Source organism: Actinoallomurus acaciae, assembly GCF_042429965.1.
GTDB classification, from domain to species: Bacteria; Actinomycetota; Actinomycetes; order Streptosporangiales; family Streptosporangiaceae; genus Actinoallomurus; species Actinoallomurus acaciae.
Genome location: NZ_JBHLZP010000908.1, coordinates 1 through 1,924, shown reverse-complemented (window position 1 = coordinate 1,924; position 1,924 = coordinate 1). Strand labels below are relative to the sequence as shown.

The following is a 1,924-nucleotide window of genomic DNA, read 5'->3' as shown; positions in this document are numbered from 1 at the left end:
GTGGTGAAGGCTCAGGTGAAGACCGGTGGTCGTGGTAAGGCCGGTGGTGTGAGGCTGGCTGATTCGCCGGCTGATGCCGAGGAGAAGGCGCGGCGGATTCTCGGTATGGACATCAAGGGCCACACGGTCCATAAGGTCCTGGTCGAAGAGGCCAGTGCCATCGCTCAGGAGTTTTACTTCTCGTTCCTGCTCGACCGCGCGAACCGGACGTTCTTGTCGATCTGTTCGGTTGAGGGCGGGATGGAGATCGAGGAGGTCGCCGCGACGAAGCCGGAGGCGGTCGCGCAGGTGCCGATCGATGCGTTGAGTGGTGTCGACCGGGCCAAGGCGCGGGAGATCGCGGCTGCTGGCCGGTTGCCGGTCGAGGCGTTGGAGGGTGCGGCTGAGCTGATCGAGCGGTTGTGGGCGGCGTTCGTGGATGAGGACGCGACGCTGGTCGAGGTGAACCCGTTGATCTTGACCGCCGATGGGCAGGTCAAGGCTTTGGACGGGAAGGTGACGCTGGATGGTAACGCGGCGTTTCGTCAGCCTGAGCATGAGGCGCTGGAGGACGAGGCGTCGGCGGATCCGCTGGAGGCCAGGGCCAAGGCCAAGGATCTGAACTACGTGAAGCTGGATGGGACCGTCGGGATCATCGGTAACGGTGCCGGTCTGGTCATGTCCACCCTGGATGTGGTCGCCTACGCCGGTGAGCAGTATGGCGGGCAGAAGCCGGCGAACTTCCTGGACATCGGTGGCGGCGCCTCAGCTGAGGTGATGGCCAACGGTATGGAGGTCGTGCTGGGCGACCCGTCGGTGAGGAGCGTGTTCATCAACGTGTTCGGTGGGATCACCTCCGGGGACGCGGTGGCGAACGGGATCGTGCAGGCGGTCAGACTGCTGGCTGATCGGGGTGAGACGGTGGACCGGCCGATCGTGGTGCGGTTGGACGGTAACAACGCCGAGGAGGGTCGCCGCATCTTGAATGAGGCGGGTATTTCGGTGATCGAGCAGGTCGAGACGATGGATGAGGCGGCGCGGCGTGCTGCGCAGCTGGCTTCGGTGGGGGTGTGAGATGGCGGTTTGGCTGACCGGGGACAGCAAGGTCATTGTTCAGGGGATGACCGGTTCGGAAGGGACCAAGCACACCGCGCGGATGCTGCGGGCCGGTACGAATGTCGTGGGTGGGGTGAACGCGCGTAAGGCGGGGCGGTCGGTTACGAGCGAGGGCCGGGAGTTGCCGGTGTTCGGCTCTGTCGCGGAGGCGATGGGGGCGACGGGTGCGGATGTGTCGGTGGTGTTCGTGCCGCCGCGGTTCAGTAAGGACGCGGTGGTCGAGGCGGTCGATGCGGAGATTCCGTTGTGCATTGTGATCACTGAGGGGATCCCGGTGCATGATTCGACGGTGGTGTGGGCGCATGCGGTGGCCAAGGGGAACAAGACCCGGATCATCGGTCCGAACTGTCCGGGGGTGGCCTCGCCGGGGAAGTCCAATGCCGGGATCATCCCGGCGGATATCACCACGCCGGGTCGGATCGGGTTGGTGAGTAAGTCGGGCACGTTGACGTATCAGATGATGTATGAGCTGCGGGATATCGGGTTCTCGACCTGTATCGGGATCGGTGGTGATCCGGTGATCGGTACGACGCACATCGATGCTTTGGCGGCGTTCCAGGCTGATCCGGAGACCGATGCGATCGTGATGATCGGGGAGATCGGCGGGGATGCCGAGGAGCGTGCCGCGGCGTATATCGAGGCGAGTGTGACCAAGCCGGTGGTGGGTTATGTCGCCGGGTTCACCGCGCCTGAGGGTAAGACGATGGGGCATGCGGGTGCGATCGTGTCGGGTTCGTCCGGCACGGCCGAGGCCAAGAAGGAAGCGTTGGAGAAGGTCGGCGTCCGTGTCGGCAAGACCCCCAGCGAAACCGCACGCCTCATGCGCGAG

General features: G+C 64.7%; 2 protein-coding genes. Both read left to right on the top strand.

Annotation, left to right across the window (positions count from 1 at the left end; translation table 11 throughout):
- A partial coding sequence (gene sucC, locus ACFFNX_RS48760) for an ADP-forming succinate--CoA ligase subunit beta (RefSeq protein ID WP_378213273.1) occupies positions 1 to 1,053 on the top strand: 1,053 nt, incomplete at its 5' end.
- 1 nt (position 1,054) lies between these two features.
- Positions 1,055 to 1,924, top strand: an 870-nt coding sequence (gene sucD / locus ACFFNX_RS48755; RefSeq protein ID WP_378213272.1) for a succinate--CoA ligase subunit alpha, incomplete at its 3' end; no start/stop codon positions are given.